23 protein-coding genes and 2 pseudogenes are annotated in these 18,587 nt (G+C 71.4%); 10 read left to right on the top strand and 15 right to left on the bottom strand.

From position 1 onward, the window contains the following. Window positions 1-193: 193 nt before the first annotated feature. Window positions 194-1,114 carry an alpha/beta fold hydrolase gene (locus BGK67_RS31750; RefSeq protein ID WP_069923286.1) on the top strand — a complete coding sequence of 307 codons (921 nt, stop codon included), beginning with the start codon at window positions 194-196 and terminating at the stop codon, window positions 1,112-1,114. A 58-nt stretch (window positions 1,115-1,172) separates the two neighbouring features. Continuing rightward, the gene (locus BGK67_RS40335; RefSeq protein ID WP_244291376.1) at window positions 1,173-1,667 is read left to right on the top strand and encodes a hypothetical protein; all 495 of its coding nucleotides are present in this window, start codon (window positions 1,173-1,175) and stop codon (window positions 1,665-1,667) included. Between the two features lie 22 nt (window positions 1,668-1,689). Here the strand turns inward: BGK67_RS40335 and BGK67_RS31740 are convergent, their stop codons facing one another. The 4 genes from BGK67_RS31740 to BGK67_RS31720 all read right to left on the bottom strand — a co-directional run bounded on the left by BGK67_RS31740 (window position 1,690) and on the right by BGK67_RS31720 (window position 5,357). Next, entirely contained in the window at window positions 1,690-2,874 is a 1,185-nt protein-coding gene (locus tag BGK67_RS31740; RefSeq protein WP_167739613.1) for a S41 family peptidase, read from the bottom strand. 113 nt (window positions 2,875-2,987) lie between these two features. Continuing rightward, complete coding sequence (locus BGK67_RS31735; protein WP_244291526.1) at window positions 2,988-4,157, bottom strand: tryptophan 2,3-dioxygenase family protein; 1,170 nt, start codon at window positions 4,155-4,157, stop codon at window positions 2,988-2,990. A gap of 329 nt (window positions 4,158-4,486) precedes the next feature. After that, window positions 4,487-4,936, bottom strand: a complete 450-nt coding sequence (locus BGK67_RS31725) for a VOC family protein (RefSeq protein ID WP_069923283.1) — start codon at window positions 4,934-4,936, stop codon at window positions 4,487-4,489. A 163-nt stretch (window positions 4,937-5,099) separates the two neighbouring features. Then, the gene (locus BGK67_RS31720) at window positions 5,100-5,357 is read right to left on the bottom strand and encodes a hypothetical protein (protein ID WP_069923282.1); all 258 of its coding nucleotides are present in this window, start codon (window positions 5,355-5,357) and stop codon (window positions 5,100-5,102) included. Between the two features lie 264 nt (window positions 5,358-5,621). Between BGK67_RS31720 and BGK67_RS31715 the strand changes: the two genes are divergently transcribed. Next, window positions 5,622-5,858 (top strand): response regulator transcription factor, encoded by a 237-nt coding sequence (locus tag BGK67_RS31715; RefSeq protein ID WP_069923281.1) that lies wholly within the window; start codon window positions 5,622-5,624, stop codon window positions 5,856-5,858. 118 nt (window positions 5,859-5,976) lie between these two features. Further along, entirely contained in the window at window positions 5,977-6,282 is a 306-nt protein-coding gene (locus BGK67_RS31710) for a hypothetical protein (RefSeq protein ID WP_069923280.1), read from the top strand. Between the two features lie 5 nt (window positions 6,283-6,287). Here the strand turns inward: BGK67_RS31710 and BGK67_RS31705 are convergent, their stop codons facing one another. The 3 genes from BGK67_RS31705 to BGK67_RS31695 form a co-directional block, all read right to left on the bottom strand. Beyond that, entirely contained in the window at window positions 6,288-6,530 is a 243-nt protein-coding gene (locus BGK67_RS31705) for a hypothetical protein (RefSeq protein WP_069923279.1), read from the bottom strand. A 144-nt stretch (window positions 6,531-6,674) separates the two neighbouring features. Further along, window positions 6,675-7,118 (bottom strand): DUF2267 domain-containing protein, encoded by a 444-nt coding sequence (locus tag BGK67_RS31700; RefSeq protein WP_069923278.1) that lies wholly within the window; start codon window positions 7,116-7,118, stop codon window positions 6,675-6,677. A 112-nt stretch (window positions 7,119-7,230) separates the two neighbouring features. After that, entirely contained in the window at window positions 7,231-7,665 is a 435-nt protein-coding gene (locus tag BGK67_RS31695) for an Hsp20/alpha crystallin family protein (protein WP_069923277.1), read from the bottom strand. Between the two features lie 131 nt (window positions 7,666-7,796). On the opposite strand from BGK67_RS31695, the pseudogene BGK67_RS40330 reads away from it, so the two are divergent. Together BGK67_RS40330 and BGK67_RS31685 are read left to right on the top strand one after the other, a co-directional pair. Continuing rightward, window positions 7,797-8,458, top strand: a pseudogene (locus BGK67_RS40330) (HSP18 transcriptional regulator). A 145-nt stretch (window positions 8,459-8,603) separates the two neighbouring features. Then, window positions 8,604-8,846 carry a protealysin inhibitor emfourin gene (locus BGK67_RS31685; RefSeq protein WP_069923275.1) on the top strand — a complete coding sequence of 81 codons (243 nt, stop codon included), beginning with the start codon at window positions 8,604-8,606 and terminating at the stop codon, window positions 8,844-8,846. A 72-nt stretch (window positions 8,847-8,918) separates the two neighbouring features. Here BGK67_RS31685 and BGK67_RS31680 read toward each other — a convergent pair whose 3' ends face one another. Genes BGK67_RS31680 through BGK67_RS31670 form a run of 3 tightly spaced genes read right to left on the bottom strand, consistent with a single transcriptional unit; the run spans window position 8,919 to window position 11,342 of the window. Beyond that, complete coding sequence (locus BGK67_RS31680; protein WP_069923274.1) at window positions 8,919-9,257, bottom strand: STAS domain-containing protein; 339 nt, start codon at window positions 9,255-9,257, stop codon at window positions 8,919-8,921. 1 nt (window position 9,258) lies between these two features. Further along, window positions 9,259-10,539 carry a PP2C family protein-serine/threonine phosphatase gene (locus BGK67_RS31675; protein WP_208948769.1) on the bottom strand — a complete coding sequence of 427 codons (1,281 nt, stop codon included), beginning with the start codon at window positions 10,537-10,539 and terminating at the stop codon, window positions 9,259-9,261. Further along, complete coding sequence (locus BGK67_RS31670; protein WP_069923272.1) at window positions 10,539-11,342, bottom strand: alpha/beta fold hydrolase; 804 nt, start codon at window positions 11,340-11,342, stop codon at window positions 10,539-10,541. Before BGK67_RS31670 ends, BGK67_RS31675 begins: the two co-directional genes overlap by 1 nt. Window positions 11,343-11,489: 147 nt before the next feature. Between BGK67_RS31670 and BGK67_RS31665 the strand changes: the two genes are divergently transcribed. The 3 genes from BGK67_RS31665 (at window position 11,490) to BGK67_RS31655 (ending at window position 13,857) form a co-directional block, all read left to right on the top strand. Further along, window positions 11,490-11,921, top strand: coding sequence for an SRPBCC family protein (locus BGK67_RS31665; protein ID WP_069923271.1), 432 nt, complete (start codon window positions 11,490-11,492; stop codon window positions 11,919-11,921). Between the two features lie 87 nt (window positions 11,922-12,008). Then, window positions 12,009-13,124, top strand: a complete 1,116-nt coding sequence (locus tag BGK67_RS31660; RefSeq protein ID WP_069923270.1) for an AI-2E family transporter — start codon at window positions 12,009-12,011, stop codon at window positions 13,122-13,124. Window positions 13,125-13,431: 307 nt separating this feature from the next. Next, window positions 13,432-13,857 (top strand): pyridoxamine 5'-phosphate oxidase family protein, encoded by a 426-nt coding sequence (locus BGK67_RS31655; RefSeq protein WP_069923269.1) that lies wholly within the window; start codon window positions 13,432-13,434, stop codon window positions 13,855-13,857. 59 nt (window positions 13,858-13,916) lie between these two features. Here BGK67_RS31655 and BGK67_RS39155 read toward each other — a convergent pair whose 3' ends face one another. Both BGK67_RS39155 and BGK67_RS40325 read right to left on the bottom strand, forming a co-directional pair. Continuing rightward, the gene (locus BGK67_RS39155; protein WP_069924260.1) at window positions 13,917-14,681 is read right to left on the bottom strand and encodes a phosphatase PAP2 family protein; all 765 of its coding nucleotides are present in this window, start codon (window positions 14,679-14,681) and stop codon (window positions 13,917-13,919) included. A gap of 102 nt (window positions 14,682-14,783) precedes the next feature. Continuing rightward, a pseudogene (locus BGK67_RS40325) lies at window positions 14,784-15,335 on the bottom strand (phosphatase PAP2 family protein); the annotation flags it as partial. Window positions 15,336-15,648: 313 nt separating this feature from the next. On the opposite strand from BGK67_RS40325, the gene BGK67_RS31645 reads away from it, so the two are divergent. Next, window positions 15,649-16,452 (top strand): restriction endonuclease, encoded by an 804-nt coding sequence (locus tag BGK67_RS31645; protein WP_079154702.1) that lies wholly within the window; start codon window positions 15,649-15,651, stop codon window positions 16,450-16,452. Window positions 16,453-16,607: 155 nt separating this feature from the next. On the opposite strand, the gene BGK67_RS31640 is transcribed toward BGK67_RS31645, so the two are convergent. From BGK67_RS31640 to BGK67_RS31630, 3 genes are all read right to left on the bottom strand, one after another. Further along, window positions 16,608-17,321 carry an esterase/lipase family protein gene (locus BGK67_RS31640; protein ID WP_244291375.1) on the bottom strand — a complete coding sequence of 238 codons (714 nt, stop codon included), beginning with the start codon at window positions 17,319-17,321 and terminating at the stop codon, window positions 16,608-16,610. A gap of 166 nt (window positions 17,322-17,487) precedes the next feature. Beyond that, on the bottom strand, window positions 17,488-17,856 hold the full coding sequence (locus BGK67_RS31635; protein WP_069923268.1) for a PRC domain containing protein: 369 nt from the start codon (window positions 17,854-17,856) through the stop codon (window positions 17,488-17,490). Between the two features lie 278 nt (window positions 17,857-18,134). Beyond that, complete coding sequence (locus BGK67_RS31630) at window positions 18,135-18,296, bottom strand: hydrophobic protein (RefSeq protein ID WP_069924257.1); 162 nt, start codon at window positions 18,294-18,296, stop codon at window positions 18,135-18,137. Between the last annotated feature and the right edge of the window lie 291 nt (window positions 18,297-18,587).

Below are 18,587 nucleotides of genomic sequence, written 5' to 3'. Positions count from 1 at the left end.
ACCCCGGCGGCGTACTGGCCGTGGGCGCCGGTTCCGGTCCCCCCCAGACCACCGTACGACCGGGCGCGCCTCCTCACGACCCGGTCCCGCGCGGCCTGTTCGGCAGGTACGGGTGCCGGTTGCCCCCGGCTCCGGGGTGTGACCGGTGGCGGGGCGGCGGGAGCCGGCGGAGGGTGGAGGTATGCGATAGCGGGTGCCCGGCGGGGTCACCGCCGCGGTGGTGGCCGTGGTCCTGCTGCTGGTGGCGGGCGCGCCCGAGCCCTCGGGCGGAACGGACGACGAGCAGCGCGTGGACATCGGCGGCGGCCGGAGCTTGTACCTGCGCTGCTCGGGTTCGGGGAGCCCGACCGTGGTGCTGCTGTCCGGCCTGCACGAGGCCTCCGACCCGTGGTCGCTGACCGACACCGCACCCCCCGTGCCGAAGGCTCCGGCGGTGCTGCCGGGGGTGGCGGCGTTCACGCGCGTGTGCACCTACGACCGGCCGGGAACCATCCGCTACACACAGCCCCCGACGCTGACCACCCGCAGCACGCCGGTCCGGGGCACCCGGGAACTGACCGGCATGGTCCGGGACTTGGACCAGGTCCTGACCGCCGCGCGGGTGCCTGGTCCGTACCTGCTGGTGGGGCATTCCTTCGGCGGGATGCTGGCCCTGCGGTACGCGCAGGAGCACCCGGAGCGGACCCGCGGGCTGGTGCTGGTCGACGCGCTGGGGCCGGGGCTGAAGCCGGCGATGGGGGCGCGGTGGCCGGAGTACGTCAAGGCACTGAGGCACCCGGGCACGCCCTTCGACGCCGACCCGGACTTCGAGCAGGTCGACATCGACGGCGGGGTCGCGGCCCTCGACCGCGGTGGCCCGCTCCCGCCGGTCCCGGTCGCGGTGCTCAGCAAGACCGAGCCCTTCGCGGCGCCGGCCACCATGTCGAAGGCCCTGCTGGCGACACTGGAGACGGCCTGGCCCAAGGCGCAGCAGGCCCTGGTACAGCTGCGCCCGCAGACCCCGCACCTCCTGGCAACCGGCAGCGACCACTACGTCCAGATCCACGACCCGGACCTCACGCTCGCGGCGATCCGCCTGGTCGCGGACCGTGCGGCGGCGCCGGACGGGCGATAGGCGGCCTCGGCGGCGCCGCCTCACGCGTCAGCGGCCGCTGTCTGGGCACACGAGGTCCATGTCCGGTGAACACGCACGTCCCACGAGCGTCCTCTTCCGTTCCGCACCCGAATCCGCGCCGCCCCCGCACAGGACGCGGCACGGGCGCCGAGGAGGGCTCGGCAAGCGGCTGCGCCGCAGGTTCCTCGCCTATCGCGACATCGAGTTCCTCTCCACCCACGTCCCGGGCGACACCGGGCCGGGGCAGGAGTGCCTGCTCCTGGTCCACGTCCGCAGGGTCGTCGGGCAGATCCACTACCGGATCTGCACCACCTGCGGTGAGGGCGTGATCACCGGCATCGACATCGACAAGCTGTTCCTTTCCAGCGGACTCGGCACCCGCGCCCTGTCACACCTGCAATCCCGCCACCCCGGCACCGCCTGGACCAGCACGCTCTCCCTGCGCACCACACGCGACCTGCTGCGGCGCATGCGCATCCCCGCCGCCGTCTCCGCCGACATCGCGTGTGTCCACCTGCCGGCCACGGCGGGCCCGGTGACGACAGCGGGCTGAGGCGGCCGGCGACCGAACGAAATCAGGCGCGGCAGGCGGGCCGGGACTCCAGCCACTTCCGCGCGGCGTCGACCACCGGATCACCAGGGCCGCCGGCGACGTCCTGGTCGGTGAAGTCCACGCGGACGTCCGGGGCGATGGGGGTGTTGCCGTATCGGCGCCCGGTCCGGTCCACGTCGGCCGTTTCGGTGAGGACGAGGAGTGAGCCGTCGTGGAACGGGTAGGTCGTGTTGCCCGTTGCCAGCCCGGCTGTGGGCAGGCCGAAGCTGCGGGCCTCCGGCCGGCCGCGGAAGGCGATCAGGGTGGCCTCGCCGGCGCTCGCCGTCTCGGGTCCCGTCAACACCGCGACCGGCGGCCGGGGCCGCTTGAGCACGTACGCGTTGTGGGTCACGTAGTCATCGATGCCGGGCTCACCCGTTTCGATGCTCGGGGGCACGTCCTTCGAGATGACCTCGCCACCGACGGACAGCTGTCCCTTCTTCAGCTCCCACGCGCTCTGCTCGCCGTCGGCATCGACGAAAGCGCCGAGCCGACCGTCACCGAGCAACGGTGCCAGGGCGTCGAGCATGGGCCACATGGCACCTCCGCTGTCACCACGCAGGTCGACGATCCAACCGCAGGGCCCGGAGGCGTCGACCGTGCGGACCACCTCGGCGCCGGCCCGCGCGTACCCCGGGATCTTGTCCGTGGTCGGGAGCGAGACGTAGCCGATCTTCTGTCCGATGAGGTGGCCTCGGGGTACGGGCGGTGGTCCCTCGGTGCCGGGTACCTCGACGGGCGGGTCGAGCGCGGCGGCCTGGTCCGGCCGCAGGAAGTAGGTGTGCCGATTGTTGAGGGCTTTGACGGCGGTGTCGATCGCCTCGTAGGTGTCGGCGGTGGTTTTGGCCCCGGCAGCGTCGGCGAACGCCTGCCGCCGCACCTCCGGCCAGTCGACCTTGTTCCGCTCCAGCGAGTTCTTCTGGAGCAGGTCCAGCACGTGCGTGAGGAACAGCTCAGCGGCTGCCGACATGTCCGGGTCGGGTGGCGGTGAGGGGGCGGCGGCCACCCTTCCGGGCGGCGACTGCACCATTTCGAACGGCGCCTGGGCGACCCGCGTGGCGCTCGCGGAGTCCGCCGCGCTCGCGGAGCCGTTGGCTGTCACCAGCCCGGCTGCCAGCGCCACGGAGAGGGAGAGCAGTACCCCACGCTTTCGCGTACGTGTGGCCACAAGGGCCTCCTCGGTGAGTTCAGAGGCCGCCCTTCCATCGTCACGCTCGGGCTGATGCCGGGCAAGCGGTGGGAGCCGGTCGACAGGGTCGAGCCGCCGGCGGCGGGAGCGGCTCAGTGGCGCGTGTCCAGCTGCCAGAACAGCCGGTTGTCCAGGCATTCCGTCAGGTACGGGACGCCGGTGGTGTGGCCCGAGCCGTGCGCGTCGCCGAGCATGCGCACGGCGATGCTGCGATGTGCCGACTTCCACCGCTGGTGCCCGTTCTCCAACCGGCTCAGCGCGGCGTCGAGGCGGTGCCACTCCCCCGGGCCGAAACGGCCCTCCGCCCGGAGATCGAGATACGCCTGGGAGACCGTGTCGTGCCGGTCGTCCTCCACCTCGGCCTTCACGGCCGGCACGCTCGTGAAGGCGGACGAGCACAAGCGCGGGACGGTGGGAACGCCGCACAGACTCTCGAACCTTTTGTATTGTTCGGACTGAATGGCGCTGGCGCCTTCGGTGTACTGCCGGAAATCGGAGAATTGTTCCGGCTGCATGGTGGCCACTATGCGGAACAGTGCGGCCGCACGCTCGAACATCGCGACCGCGTGATCTATTCGCTGCACGCCTCCCTCCGGGTCCCCTGCCCGCAATTCCCGGATGGCTTCTTCCATGTCTGCCGCGATCGCGGTGAACAGCATTTCGTGAGCCTGGAGAACGCGGATGAAGAAGTATTCGTCATGCAGTACGTAGACGGGCTGGACGGTCACGTCGAACCATCGGAAGCCGTCCGTGGCGGGGGGCCGGGGCAGGTGCTCGACGAGTTCTTCCAGGCGGGCCCGGGGCATGTGCGCCATCCGCGACGGCAGGGCTCCCGCTTCCGCCCGCCCGAGGCCCTTCGCCACGAAGCGCAGGGCGTGCCGCAACCGCGTGCCCAGCCTCGCGGGATCCGGCCGACCGCGGCCGGATCCGGCGCGCGAGCCGCCTGCCGCCTCGATCTCGAAACGGACGACGTCGGACATCAGCATGACGGACATCCGGTCCGCGCTCAGCGCCGAATGCCGTTCCTCCATGAGGAGCTCCAGGACCGGCAGCGCGAGGTAGGTGCGATTCCAGAAGCGACCCTCGTGCTTGTCGAGCACGCAGTCGAGAAAGGCGTGGAGGAACGGGCGGTCAGCGGCATGGCGATGTCGGATGTCGCTCAGCTGCCCCAGCACGCGATCGGGTAGGAAGTGCTTTCCTGTCAGCCGTACGTGCTCCGTGACCGACCGGGCCAGGGAGATACCGTCGGATTCCACGGGCATCTGGTTCACGGCCGCCCAGCGTCTTACCTCCCGCAGGATCGTCGTGCGTGATCCGCAGCTCTCGCGCACCTGGCATACGGAGCCCCTGCCCATGTCCCGTACGCATCGATCCGTGCTCTTCTCGCAGGTCGTAGCCACTCGTCTCTCCCAGTTCGTCGTGCGCGACGGATCGACGCAAGAACGTTTCCGGCCGCCGGCCGGCCTCACGGTGTCCGCGTGAGGTCTGGGATCCACTAGGCATGATCGGAAGAGCGCACGTCATGTCTCGAAAATTCGTGCCTTGACAGAGCACCAGCGTGAGCACGGTCCAGCGCGGCCGACCGGGGCGGTCAGGCCTTCGCACCGCCGAAATCGGGCAGCGTGACCGAGCCGTCCGCCGCGAGGGGGAATCCCGGGTTGTACGCGACTTCCCACGCATGGCCGTCCGGGTCCACGAAAGCGCTGGAATAGAACCCGATCGCATTCACCGCCGCCGGCTTCGTGACGGTGCCGCCTGCCCGGAGTGCGGCGGCGAGCAGCTCGTCCACCTCGGTCTCGGAGCGGACGTTGTGGGCCAGGGCGATCCCGCCGAATCCGGCCGGCCCGCCGGCCGGTCCGGGCTCCACTCCGCAGTCGCGGGCCAGCTTGTCCCGATCCCACAGCACCAGCGCGAGGCCGCCTGCCTGGAAGAAGACCGTCTCCTCGACTTCCTGTCCGCGCCAACCCAGGGCCTCGTAGAAGCCCTGGGCGCGTGCGAGGTCGGAGACCCCCAGGGTGACGAGGGTGATGCGCTGTTCCATGCGGTCACCCTAGAGCGCCAGGGCGGAACGACAACCGGCGACGCCCCGCCGACACGACGCATGCCGTTCTCGGCCGCCGCCTCCGCGCGCTTCCCCTCGGCGAGCAGCGGGAACAAGCGTTGGACGGTCTGCGCCGGTGGGCGGCCCGCCGCGCCCGGGCGCCTCAGGTCACGGTGATGCGCAGGGCGTACGGCTCGCCGCTGCTGATCGCCTGGGCCTGTTCCCACAGGTCCTGGCGGGCGAATCCGAGCAGGGCCTGGTCGGCGGCGCGGCGCAGCAGCGGCAGGATCGTGGTGACGGGCTGCCCGCGGTGTGTCCGGGCGAGTTCGGCGAAGGCGCGCTGGTACGGGGCGCCGTAGGTTCCGGCGCTGTCGGCGAGGAGCCGGTCGAGATGCTCCCTGTTCACGCTGATCTCACCCATGATGTGCTCCCTTCGCACGGCGGGCCGGCCTACCCGGTCTCGTCTCTGACGTTACGGACGAGGTCTGACAATCCGCCCGGACGGCGGAGGAAGGGGCCGCCGCTGGCGGGGGCGCGGCGCCCTGTCACACGCCTGTGACAGTCGGCGGACACTCTCGCGAAGTGGCTCAGTCAATCTCTTAATAAGAGACAAACCGGGCATTCAGCCCACTGCTCCCGAGGGTGCGAGCAGAGATGACCGAGCCGATCCGGCGGAGGAAATCCCATGAGCCTCACCCTCACCATGCCCCACACCCACACCCCCGTCCCCGCAGCCACCCTGGCCCCGCGGGAGCAGGAAGCCCTGCGCCACATCGCCGCCGGCCGCACCTACCTGCAGACCGCCCGCAACATGGGCCTCTCCAAGCACACCGTCGACGCCTACCTCCGCCGCATCCGCGCCAAGCTGAACGTCCACAGCACCGCCGAGCTGACCCGCCTCGCCGTCGCCCTGGGGCTGTGACGGCCGGCCACCCGCGTCACGCCGGGGACCTCGGCCGGGTCAGGGCCGAGGGCGGAGCCGCCCGCCTCTGCCGCGAGGTCGACGCCCCCGCGCGGGACCGGCGCCCTCCGTACTCGCCTTGTCCACCGCTACCACGGTCGTCTCGTGTGGCGGGTGCTGTGGTGGCCGTTCGGTCTACCGGTCAGCCTGCTGCCTGGTCTTCTCCATCCTGGGCGACGGTGATGGCGCGTTCGGCTCGCCCCGGCGCATCATCTGGCGCGACTACTCCGGCCGGGCCCACCTCGTGTTACGCGGTATGCGGGCCGACGACTCCCAGGTGCTGGTCCCCGGCTGGGATCCTCGCCTCGTGAGCGCGCTCGTAGCCGTTCACCAGGCATTCGAGCCGGCGGAGGAGGCCGGAGCCGTCGGCTGGGACGGCTCCTGAACCAGTTACGGGACCTCGTCGGCGGCATGGGGCACGGGCTGGCCGTTCGAGCCGTCCGCCAGCGGCCTCTCCCCCGTCTTTTCGTGCTTCTCCCGCGCGCGGGCACGGTCCACGCGGGTCGGGTCGACGGATGGGCCGTCGCCGGGGCCGGTGCGGGACGGGGCGCCCGGGGGGCGACCCTGTTCGTCCACCATGGCCCCCTGGTCGGGGAGCAACGTCTCGCGGGGGTCCTTGTTCCGGGCGCTCATCGTCTGCCGCCTCTCCCGTGTCGGTGCGGGCGCCGGCGGTGTCGAGCCGGGCCCCTGCACTGGTGCACCTGCCCCGCCCCGGGCCGGGCACGCACCGAGCGACCCCGGCGTGTGCGGCCCGGCAGGCGGGTCGGACGTGGCGGGTCAGGCGGCGGGTTGCGGCTGGCGCAGTTCGGCCTGGCCGAAGAGCAGGGCATAGCCGCCGGGGAGCCGGTGGAGGATCCGGGCCAGCAGGTCGGGCCCTGCCAGGCGGGCGACGACCGCGAGTACGGCGCCCGTGTCCCAGCGGGCGACGGCCGGGGTGGCACCGGTACGGGAGGCGATGTCCTTGACGAAGCCCCAGCCGGTGAGCTGGTCGGCTTCGGGGATCTGGGCGGTCAGGGTGAGGGCGGCCTCGACGGGCAGGCACTGTGCGAGGTCGACGCGGTCGTCGCCGGTGACCTGCCGGCCGAGGGAGGCGAGGACCGTGCGGACGGCTTCCTCGGCCCGTTCGCGGGTGGGGTAGGCGCCTTCGTAGCGCACGCGTTCCAGCATCTGGTCGAACGTCATGGCCGTGACGGACGGGTTCGCTCGAGGCTGGTCGTACATGGTGCTGCGATGGCCTTTCTCTTCGTCAGTGGGAAGGGGCGAGGGGCTCATGGAGGACGGGGTGCCGGAGGGGGACCGATTCCCCCGTCCTCCGCCTTGGGTGTGGGGCTGGTCAGCCGGAGATCTGCTTGCGGCCCGAGCCGCCGCCGATGGCGATCTTGCGGGGCTTGGCGCGCTCGGCGATCGGGATGCGCAGGGTCAGGACACCCGCGTCGTAGTCGGCTTCGATGTGCTCGGTGTCCAGGGTGTCGGCGAGCATGAGCTGGCGGGAGAAGACACCCAAAGGCCGCTCGCAGAGCTCCATCTGCACACCGTCGGTCTTGTCCGTGGGCCGGCGCTCGGCCTTGACCGTCAGCATGTTCCGCTCGACGTCGATCTCGATCGCCTCCGCGCTCACCCCGGGCAGGTCGAACGCGATCACGTACTCCTCGCCCTGCCGGTAGGCGTCCATCGGCATCACCGACGGCTTCGACCAGGTCCCCGACGTGCCGGAAAGCTGCTGCACGATGCGGTCCATCTCGCGGAACGGGTCGGTGCGCATCAACATCGCGAAACACCTCCAGTTGGTTCAGGCAGAAACTGCCAATGCGCTTCAACGTGCATCCGTTGTAACATGTCATCGAAACGATGACAAGCAAGGAGTCATCAAGGAGACGACACACAGCCGGAGAGACCGCCATGAACGAGGCCGCCGAGCCGACCGCACCCGTCCCCTTCCCGGCCGCCGCAGCAGCGCTGGAGACCATCAACCAAACCGTCAAAGACGCCCAGCAGCCCTCCGCGAGAACGACCAACGCGACGCCCGGGAGCCACTGCGGCCCACACCCGGCCCTGGCAGCCCTGCTGATGCTGCGGGAGGTCCGCGAGCAGCTCGCCGGCTGGGAGAGCGGCCTGATCGAAACCGCCCGCAGCCAAGGCGCCAGCTGGGCCGACCTCGCAGGCCCCCTCGGAGTCGCCAGCCGCCAAGCCGCCGAACGCCGCTACCTACGCCAACGCCCCGGCGCCACCGGAACCACCGCGAGCAACGCGTCCAAGCCACCCGCGACACCCGCGCCGCCGACCGCACCGTCACCGCCTGGGCCCGCGACAACGCCGCCGACCTGCGCCGACTCGCCGGCCAGATCAGCTCCCTCACCGACCTCCCCACCACAGCCGCAACCGCCATCGGCGACCTCAACCAAGCCCTCGCCCACCACGACCCCGCCCGCCTCATCCGCCCCCTCACCGACAGCCGCCCCCACCTACGACCCCAAGACGCCCACCTCGCCCAACGCATCGACGCCCTCACCCAACACACCGACCAACTCCGCCACCACACCCACCAACAACGCAACACATGACGACAAGTCAGCCCTCCCAACGGCGTTTTCCGGACGTTCGTATCGTCAGGAGCCTGCTCGCTGACAGCGGGCGGGGGTTCGGGGCACGCGAGGCAGTGGCCGCACCGTGCGGATCGCGCGGCACCACGAACAGGGAGGAACAGCCATGCTGATCACGGTCACCCGTTCCGGAGGCCTGGCCGGCTTCGAAAAGCTCCGCGCACTCGACACCTCGGGCCGCGCGGACGCGGCGGAGTTGGAGAAGATCGCGCGGCGGGCCATCGCGCCCGTGGCCGACGGATACCACTACCGGATCACCGTCGACGACGAGGTGCTCGACCTTCAGGACCCTTGTCTGTCCGACACCCAGCGGGAACTGATCCGTACCGTCCTCGGCGAGGGCGCCTGAACGACGGCCCGGGCGGCATGGCCGATGGCGGCCGCGCGAAGGCCACGCGTCTGTGCAAGAACGCGTGGCCGGTCAGCCCGCCACGGCGCTGTCGACGTCGGGGTGGATGGGGAAGACCTGGTCCAGGCCCACGATCCGCAGGGTGCGGAGCGTGTTGTCGGGGACCCCGGCCAGGGCGATGTCCGCTCGGGCGGCCACGGCGAGGTTTCGGGCGACGATGAGGACGGTGATACCGCTGGAGTCGCAGAATCCTACGCCGGAGAGGTCCATGACGAGCCGTTGGCCCGGTTTCGGGGTGAGGGTCTCCAGGGCCTGCCGCAGGCGGGGCGCCTGGTCGTAGTCGAGGTCGCCTGCGAGTTCCAGTACGGGACCGTTCGTGGCGTCTCGGATGGTGATCGTCAGGGTGCCCATGTCAGTTCGCGCTCCGCGTGACGGGGAGGGGCTGGGGTATGCCGAGGGCGAGGAGGGCGGTGTCGTCGTCCAAGCCCTCGCCGAAACCGTCCAGGAGCCCGGTGAGGGCGGTGATCAGCTCCTGCGGCCCGCCGTGCGTGTGGTCGGCGGCGAAGGCGCGCAGGGCGTCCTCCCCGTAGAGCTCGCGGGGCGTACCGGTACGGGCCTCGGTGAGGCCGTCGGTGTAGAGGAGCAGGGTGTCGCCGGGGCCGAGCGTGGTCTCGGCGGAGGTGAAATGGGGATCGGGCAGGATGCCGACGAGGAGGCCGCCCGGGGTGGGGAGGTAGTCGGCCCGTCCCCCGGCCCGCAGCACGAGAGCGGGCGGATGGCCGCCGGACGCGATGCGCACGTCTGTCGTACCGGTGGTGGCGCCGGGTTCCATGACGCCGACGATCGCGGTGCAGTAGCGCGGGTCCCCACCGGAGAACCGCTCGTGCAGCACCGTGTTCAGGGTGTTCAGCGCGGCCGCGGGGTCGGCGTCGAGGAGGGCCGCGGCGCGCAGGGTGTAGCGGGTCAGCGAGGTCACGGCGGCGGCCTGGGGACCCTTGCCGCAGACGTCGCCCAGGAAGAACGCCCAGCGCCTGTCGTCCAGCGGGAACAGGTCGTAGAAGTCGCCGCCGAGCCTGTCGATGGAGGCGGTGTGGTAGTAGGAGGCCGCCTCCATGCCCGGCACCGCGGGCAGGGTGTCGGGCAGCAGGCTCTGCTGCAGCACCGTGAGCGCTTCCCGGAGCCGCTCCCGGTCGGCTTCGGCCTGGCGGCGTGCCTCTTCCGCCACCTGGCGCTCGCGCAGCAGCTCGGTTTCGTAGGCGCGGCGCTGCCGGGCGTCGAAGACGGTGGTGCGGATCAGCATCGGCTCGCCGTCGCTGCTGGTCTTGACCGTGGAGGTGACCAGGACGGGGAGCCGTCTGCCGCCGGATGCCTTGAGCTCCAGCGCGATCTCGCTGATCTTTCCCTGCATGCGCAGCAGCGGCGCGAAATGCGTCTCGTGGTAGAGCTTGCCCCCGACGGTCAGCAGGTCCGTGAACCGTTTGCGGCCCACGACCGCCTCACGCGTGAGGCCGAGCCAGTCCAGGAGCGTCTGGTTGATCTTGGCGATGGTGCCGTCCATCAGGGTGGACAGGTAGCCGCAGGGCGCCGACTCGTAGAGTTCCTCGGCGGTGTCCTCCAGCAGGGTGGAAAACGCGACGTCGGTCGCCTCCTGGTCGCCCTCCGGCCGTTCCGGGTTCTGGGCGGTGCGGCACATCACGACAGGTTCCGGATGAACGCCCTGATGGCTGACGCGGTGGCCTCCGGTGCGCTCAACTGGGGGCAGTGGCCCGTCGCGTCGAGGGTGACCAGACGGCTGCCGGGGATGGCCGCGTGCACGTACGCGCCCACCTCTCGCGGTGCGATGACGTCCTGGGTGCATTCGAGCACCAGCGTGGGCACGGCCACCGACTTCAGGTCGTCGCGGCTGTCGGAGAGGAACGTGGTGCGGGCGAAGACGCGGGCCTTGGCCGGATCGGTGGCGCAGAAGCTGTTGGTCAGCTCCTCCCCCAGTTCCGGCCGCTCCGGGTTGCCCATGATGACCGGCGCCATGGCGGCCGACCAGCCGAGGTAGTTGGACTCGAGCGACTCCAGCAGCTCGTCGATGTCCTCGGCGGTGAAGCCGCCGCGATAGGTGTCGTCGTCGATGTAGCACGGCGAGGGGCCGACCATGACCAAGGAGGAGAGCCGCTCCGGGGCCGCGGCCGCCGCGAGGACCCCGACCATCGCGCTGACCGAGTGCCCGACGAAGGCCACGTCGCGCAGGTCCAGGGCTTCGCAGATCTCGGTCACGTCGTGGGCGTAGCCGTCCAGCGCGGCGTACCGCTGGTCGTTCCATGCGGACGGTTCCGAGCCGCCCGAACCCACGTAGTCGAACAGGACCACCTGGAATTCCTCGGCCAGGGCGGGCGCCACCAGGCGCCACATATTCTGATCGCAGCCGAACCCGTGCGCCATCATGACCACGGGCTTGCCGGCTGATCCGATGACCTTGACGTTGTTCCTGCGGAGGATGTCCATCCAGCCATCCTGCCATCCGCCCCGCGGCGGCGGCGCCACCACCTGGAGCCGCGTCGCCGCGAACCGGCGGCGGTGAAACGTGATCCTCCGGGTAGCGGAGGGGAGACCGAGTCACGTTCACATTCCGTTACCCGGAGGAGATGACCCATGGCGTCCTCAGTTCTCGAAGCGGTCGACATCAAGGCACCGGTGGCCGTGAGCTGGTCCCTGTGGCAGGACGTGGAGCGCTGGCCCGCCTTCCTCAGCCACGTCAAGCACGTCGATCGCATCGACGCGGCGACGTTCGCCTGGCAGGTCTCCCTGCCGGGCGCCGACAAGGGCTTCGTGGCGGAGCTGACCGAGGTGATCCCGCAGGAGCGCATCGCGTGGCGGACCACCGAGGGGGTCCACCACGCGGGGGTGGTCACCTTCCACCGGCTCAGCGACACCGAGAGCCGGGTGACCCTTCAGATCGAGTACGAGCCGAAGGGCTTCCTCGAGCACCTGGGCGCGCTGACCAACCTCGACTCGACGCTGGCCAACTACGACCTGGGCGAGTTCCAGAGGATGGCCGAACACGAGGCGGGGCGGAGCTCTTGAGCCGCTCGGGGGGCGCGCCCCGCGCCCGGGCCGTGCGCCGTCAGCGGCGGTGCCCGGCCGGGAACCGACTGTGACTAGGGTGACCCCATGTCTTCCACATTGAGCTCCGCGCGGGCCACCGCCGCGCTCCGTACGTCGGCACGGGTTTCCGCCGAGTTGTTGGTGGTCCTCGTCATGGCGGCGGTGGCCCTGTGGGTTCTGGGCCGGATGTGGTCGGTCGTCTGGCCGCTCATAGTCGCTCTGTTCCTCACCACCCTGACCTGGCCCCTGGCCGCGTTCCTGCGCCGGCGGGGGTGGCGGCCCGCTCTGGCCGCCTCCGTGGTGACCGTACTGTTCCTCCTGGTCGCCGCGGGCATCATGGCGCTGATCGCCGTGCCCGTGGCGTCCCAGTCCGGCGAACTGGTCGACGGCGTCGCCGCGGGCATCCAGCGGCTGCGCGAGTGGGCGGCCGGGCCGCCGCTGAACATAGGCGACGACCAGATCACCGGCGCCTTCGACACCGCGATGGACCGCCTCCAGAACAGCGTCGGCAGCGCCGTCTCCACCGTCGTCACGGGGGTGAGCACCGTCTTCAACGGCCTGGTCACCGCTGTGCTGGCGCTCTTCCTGATGTTCTTCTTCCTCAAGGACGGCCCCCGCTTCCTGCCGTGGCTCACCCGCCAGCTCCCGGGCCGGCTCGCCACCGACGTCCCGGTCGTGGCCGCGCGCGGCTGGCTGACCCTGGGCTCGTTCGTCCGGTCCCAGGCCTTCGTCGGCCTCCTCGACGCCGTGTTCATCGGCCTGGGCCTGTGGATCGTGGGCGTGCCCCTGGTGCTGCCGCTGGCGGTGCTGACCTTCGTCTCCGCGTTCGTGCCGATCGTGGGAGCCCTGTTCGCCGGTCTGGTGGCGGTGCTCATCGCGCTGGTGTCGAACGGTCTGACGGACGCGCTGATCGTGCTGGCTATCATCGTCGCGGTGCAGCAGCTCGAGGGCAACGTGTTCCAGCCCATGATCCAGAGCCGCGGTCTCGGTCTCCACGCGGCGGTGGTCCTGCTGGCCGTCACACTGGGCGGCAGCCTGGCCGGCGTCGTGGGGGCGCTGCTGGCCGTCCCGGCGGCCGCGCTCATCGCCGTCGTCTGGAACTACCTGCGCGACCAGCTCAGCGATCCCCCGCACGAGCCGGAGGCCGACGAACCGCTTCCCGCCGCTCCCGTGCCGTCGTAGGACCGCTCGCCGGGCCGCGGCGCCTCCCCATGCCTGGACCGGCCGGGGTGGGGGGGAGTGCGCCGCGGCCGTCGGCGCACTCCCCGGCACCAGCCGGCGCGCCGACGGCGTCGAACTGCGACGCGCCGCCCGTGGTCGCGCACGGGCAGACGGCATCTCCTGGAGCCGGCCGGGCGGACAACCGCCGTGCGCCGGCGGACAGTTCCCCATCCGGTACCCCATCCGGGCGGGTTTCCCTCGGCGGGGAATGGGCCCGGAGGGCAGGGTGTTGCCCGGGAGTACGCATGCCCGTTTGAAGGAGGATGTTGTGGCACTGTCCCGGACCGAGCGTGAGCAGTTCCTCGCCGAACCCCACATCGCCGCCCTCGCCGTGAGCGCGGGCGAGGACCGTGCGCCGCTGACGGTGCCGATCTGGTACGGCTACTCCCCCGGCGGCGACATCTGGATCATGACCGGCCGCGACTCCCGCAAGGCGGAACTGATCGCGTCCGCAGGCCGGTTCAGCCTGATGGTCGACCGCCTGGAGCCGACCATCCGGTACGTATCGGTCGAGGGGCCGGTCGTCTCGACCGTTCCGGCGCTGCGCGAGCAGTTGGTGTCGATCTCCTCCCGGTACCTGCCGGCCGAGAAGGTGGACGGCTATGTCGACGACGCGTGGAAGAACCACGGCGAGCAGGTCGTGATCCACATGCGTCCGTCACGGTGGGTGAGTGCGGACCTCGGCCAGGTGTAGACCCGCCGCTCGGTGGGGCCCGGCCCCCGCCGCTGTCGTTCCCGGCCCCGGGTGACCCGTCAGGCGTCGCGCAGGTCCAGGGGCGGTTCGGGTGCGGGGGCCGAGAGCTCCGGCTCCAGACCCTCCCGCGTCACGTCCGTGCGGCGCTGCCCGGTGTCCGCTCGCCAGGCTTCGAAGACCAGCGTCGTCGCGGTGACCACGGCGAGGCCGAGCAGCCATCCGCCCACCACGTCGCTCACCCAGTGCACGCCCAGCGCGACGCGCGTGTAGGCGACCCCCACCGCGGAAGTGATCGCGAGCGCCCAGGGCAGGGGTCGCCAGGCGCGGGGCACCAGGGGCAGCAGGACCAGCAGGAGGACGGCGCACGAGGTGACGGCCGTCATCGCGTGGCCGGACGGGAAGGAGAACCCTGGCGAGTGGGCGACCGGATCGGGCAGGTGGGGCCGTGCGCGCTCCACCACGATCTTGGTCAGCACCCCGGTCAGGGCGCCGGCCACCGCGGTCACGGACGCCCAGGCCGCGAGCCGCCAGGCGCGGCGGGTCAGGAGCCAGAGCACCAGCAGGGCCACCAGCAGCCGCATCGTCACGGGATCCCATACGAAGTCCGTCAGGACCCTGAGCACGCGCACCCAGCCGGGATGGCGGAGGGCGGCCTCGTGCAGCCGCTCGGCAGCGGTCTGGTCGAGGCGGTACAGCGGCGGCCAGCGGGACTCCACCAGCACCAGCGCGAGAGCGAACGGCATCGACACCGCGGCCGTGACGGCGGTGGTCAGGAGCAGCCGCACGCCCAAGGCGGCGTCCGGGCCGCAGTAGCGGGCCGTCAGGGCCCGTACGGCCGTGCGCGTTCGGCCGGGCGTGCCGGTACGCGTCGTTGCGGGCGCCTGCGCGGCGCGGCCGGACAGGACCACGGACCCGACGATCAGCAGCGTCACCGCGCCGTTGAGCAGCCCGCCAACCACGTCCGTGGGGTGGTGCATGCCCCGGTACACCCGCGACAGTGCGACGGCCGCCGGCACCAGCAGCGCAGCCGCCACGGCGGCGTACCGCCAGCGGCCGCGGCCGCGTGTCCTCAGCAGCACGATCACGGCCAGTCCCGCGTACAGGGCGACGGAGGCCCCCACGTGCCCGGAGGGGAAGCTGGAGGTCGGTGGCGCGCCGTCCAGCCGGGGGACATCGGGACGCGGCCGCCGCACGATCGCCGTCACCAGCAGGAACACGGCCGACTGCGCGGCGACGGATGCGGCGAGGAAGACGGCCTCGGCCCGCCACGCGACGCGCGGCAGGACGAGCAGCGCCACGATGCAGACCGCGGTCACGCCGATCACGGTCTCCGTGTCGGCCAGTGCGGAGAGCCACCGCGTGACGGCCGTCAGCGGTGCGGCGCGTTCCGCGGCGAGATCCCGACTGGCCCGCTCCTCCCATCGCAACCGTCCCTGCTCCGCGGCAGGTCCGGTGAGCAGAGTGCCCAGGGCCACCATCAGGCCTGCCTGGACCGGCAGGAGCAGCAACGGCCAGGTCCTGTGCAGCGCGGCGGAACCGTGTTCTCGCGTCATGGGGATCTTGTTGCCACACCCCGCCGGATGATGCGCCGGCTCGCCCGGCCCCGGACTCGGCGCGGCCTCTGACCGGCGAAAGTCCTGGTGCACCAGCCCGTTTGGATCCGGAGATCCCGACCAGACGAGGGGAGACGTTCCTGGTCCGCCATCGGCCGGGCGGTGATCGGCCGTGGCGGTGGCGAGAGGGGGCGGCGCCGAGGAGGCGCATCTCGGGAAGAGTGAGGAGGGGGCCCGTATGACGGTATCGCGAGGGCGGCGTCGCGAGGGCGGCCATGGCGCGGCGTCGGTGGGGCGTGACGTGGTGTTGGCGGTGGGGCTGGTGGGGATATGCCTGGGTGGCGCGGCCGTGTTCGTCAAGACGACCGCGGTGGCGGGCGGCGGCATGCCGGTGATGCCGATCGTCACGGCGGTCGTCTTCGCGGCCGGGGTGGCGCTGGCGCGGTGGAGCGTGGCGCCGGACCGACGCCGCTCCCGCCTGCGCGTCGCGGGCTCGCGCGGACCGGGCTGGGGGGATGGGCCGGTGGGGACGGCTCCCGGCTCCCCGTCGGCGGCCGGGGTGGAAGCCGTACCGGAGGCGGCCGGCCTGCCCGAGGTGGGCTCCGAGGCCCTGGACCACTCGGCTGTGGACGCCGACGGCTTCGAGCACGCGGTCGCGGCGTTGTGCGCCCGGGACGGCTGCCCCCAGGTGGAAGTGGTGGGCGGGGCCGGTGACTTGGGGGCCGATGTGATCGCCACGACGGCGGAAGGGCTGCGCGTGGTCATCCAGTGCAAGCACTACGGCGAGGGCAACCGGGTCGGATCGCAGGACCTCCAGCGGTTCGGCGGCACCTGCTTCGCGGTCCACGAGGCGGATGTGGCCGTCGTCGTGACCACCAGCGCGTTCACCGCTCCGGCCGCGGAGTACGCCGCCGCCTGCGACATCGTCTGCGTGGACGGCGACGCCCTCGCCGCGTGGACCGAATCGCGGACGCCGCCCCCTTGGGAGGCGGCCGCGGCGGTGCCCGCGGAGGCTGGGGCGGAGGCGGCGACGGGTGGGTGAAGCACCCGCCCGGGCCGGTGGACCACCACAAGGCACCGGTCGGCGGTCGCCGCTCCCCCGTCTCGGGACGTAGGTCCGTACAAGACCGGCCGTTCAGCTGATCCGGCCGGTCTTCGCCTTCCTTGGGTGCTACGAACACCTCACCCGCTCCCGGATCAGCCGGTGACAGCAGGGCCGGACGGTGCCTGGCTGACGTGCGCCCGGACCGCGCCGTAGACCGTCTGGTCGGTCGTCAGCGCGCTGTGGTCAAGGCAGGTCGTCGTGCTGTTGAGGGCACCGGAGAGGGCAACGCTGCTCCCCGGGTTGATGACCATGTCGCACGGTGAGCCCCATGTGGCGTAGCGGGGCGAACCTGGGGTTTCGTCACCGGCGTTGAGAGCGCTCAGGAAGGTGGACCCCGGTCGCATCTCGACGCACGGGGCGCCGCCGCACCAGCGTGCGGTTTCGGTGCCGTGGTTGGCTCCCGCCAGGGAGACCCAGGCGTCGACCTTCGAAGCGCCGCCGAGGTTCTTGAGGTAGTAGCGGGACGACAGGGCGCCCATCGAATGGGTGACGACGTCGACCTCGGCGGCGCCGGTGGATTCCAGGACGCGCTCGATTTCGTCGGCGAGCTGTGCGGCGGTCGTCGCGTTGGACTGTGTGGCGTTGTAGGTCCACTGGTCGAGGTGACCGGTCGGCCAGCCGTCCGCCCGGAAGCGCCCGGCCATGGTCTCCCAGGTGGAGCCGTCGGAGTTCCAGCCGTGGACGAAGACGACGGGGTCGGGTCGGCCGGCCTCCCGCCGGTCGCCGTCCGCGGACGCGGGGGGGGGAAGCAGGGGCATGAGTACGAGGAGGAGCGCGGGCGCGCTCCGCAGCAGGTTCCTGGTCACGCGAGGTTTGTAGCGTGCCCGGCGTTGCGAGACGCAGGAGTCGGCCTGCGCGGTCACCCGCTCGGGGGCAGCCTTTCACCGCAGAAACGTGGCATCTGTTCCCGCCGACGGCTCGGGCCCCGGCGCCCGTGGAGGGTGCCGGGGCCCGAGCCGGGTCGAGCGGGGATCAGGCGGGGCGGCCGCCGAAGGGGATGCCGGCGCCGTAGTAGGCGCCCAGCTCTCCGCGGTAGCGGGCGTCGCCGAGGTGCTTGTCGCGGTCGAACTCGGGGGCCTCCTTGATCTGGCCCCTGGTCCGGTCGACGAAGACCGTCTTCTCCTCCGGGTCGATGCTGACGACGGTACTCGCCGGCATCAGGATCTCCTTGCCGAAGATCCACACTCCCGTGTCCACGACCAGATAGGCATCGCCGACCTCGTCGGAGTGCTTGTCGACCTTGCCGACGCTTCCGTCGGTCGCCTCGACCGTGAACCCGGTCAGGTCCGTGCCCTGCACGTAGCCCGCGGTCGACTTGTAACTCCACACATGCTCAGTCACGCGAAAACAACTCCTCCGGTGAATCGGGGACGGCGGGCGCGGAGAACAATCTCGCGCCATTCCCCACCTGTTCCGTACGTCATGCTCGGCGGGTTGGGCGTACCGCCTGCAATCCACGTGCCCCGTAAGCCCTCTTTCACACGTTCCGGATCTGAGGCGAGGCCGGAAATCGGACTGCGCACACGCGGAAATGGCGGCGGCCTGTCACCCATCCGAGGAGAGGAATGACAGGCCGCCGCCACCGTCGTAGAGGTCTGACCTCTACGTCTGCCGGTCCGCTACCAGCGGTACCAGCGGCCGCTACTGCCCTTCGGCCGAGCGACGAAACCGATCAGCCACAACACCAGAACCGCGATCGCGACCCACCAGAGAATCTTCACCGCGAAACCGGCGCCGAACAGAATCAGTGCGAGCAGAAGAACGAGAAGCAGGGGAACCATGGTTATCAACCTCCAGAGAGCCGAATGCCCCCACACTCCCCGACCATGCGCGAGTAACACGGCCGTTTCTCATCGGCATTCACGGGAAGCCGTACTCCCCCGCATTCGCCACCGAGAACAGCCACGTTCCGTCCTCGCCCCTGCACGACCTGACGTACGGCCATGCCCCTGCCCGCGCCCTGCGCGCCGTCGTGGTCCACGACATCCCCGCCCACCTCGCCGAAGGGCCTTGACCGCCGAGCAGCCGGCCGCCCGCTCCGGTATCCGGGCCGGGCTCCTGCGGCGGGTGTC

This window comes from Streptomyces subrutilus, assembly GCF_001746425.1.
GTDB lineage: Bacteria > Actinomycetota > Actinomycetes > Streptomycetales > Streptomycetaceae > Streptomyces > Streptomyces subrutilus_A.
This window is presented reverse-complemented; position numbering and strand designations above follow the sequence as displayed.